This window comes from Acinetobacter sp. RF15B, from assembly GCF_007558235.1.
Classification (GTDB): domain Bacteria; phylum Pseudomonadota; class Gammaproteobacteria; order Pseudomonadales; family Moraxellaceae; genus Acinetobacter; species Acinetobacter lwoffii_C.
In genome coordinates this window covers 1-540 of sequence record NZ_VLSR01000055.1, presented here as the reverse complement: position 1 = coordinate 540, position 540 = coordinate 1, and the positions used below count along the sequence as shown (strand labels likewise).

General features: G+C 34.6%; 1 pseudogene. It reads left to right on the top strand.

Features of this window, described 5'->3' with window-relative positions:
• Positions 1-540 (top strand): annotated as a pseudogene (locus E2K74_RS14455) (transposase); the annotation flags it as partial.

Sequence of the window (540 nt, the reverse complement as noted above, 5' to 3'; positions counted from 1 at the left end):
CGCTGAAAGTAATGTGAATCGAACCATTAAAAAGGTTGAAAATGCATTGATGAAATCAAGACGTTTTATCCTGCCAAAACGAAGCATTACCACAGCAGACGAACACTTTAACTGGGTCATTATTGATACTACAGAATGTTCAATTGAACGCCCGAAAAAAAAATCAGAGTAAGTTCTACAGTGGTAAAAAGAAGAAACATACGCTAAAAGCCCAAGTGATCTATCATCCGAAGAGTAAACAAATCATAGGGCTAGATATATCGAATGGCAGTCAGCATGACATTAAACTGGCAAGAAAAACGGTTAAGAAATTTAACCATTGTGAATATGTTATTACCGATTTAGGATACTACGGATTAGAGCAAGACGGCTTTAAATTATTGATGCCAATAAAGAAACAGAAGAATTTCCCCTTATTTGATGTTGAGAAAAAGTACAATAACATGATTGGAAAAATACGAGTTGTGATCGAACACATCAATAGTCAATTGAAAACATTTAGAATATTGAGTGAGCGCTATCGAAATAGACGGAAAAGAT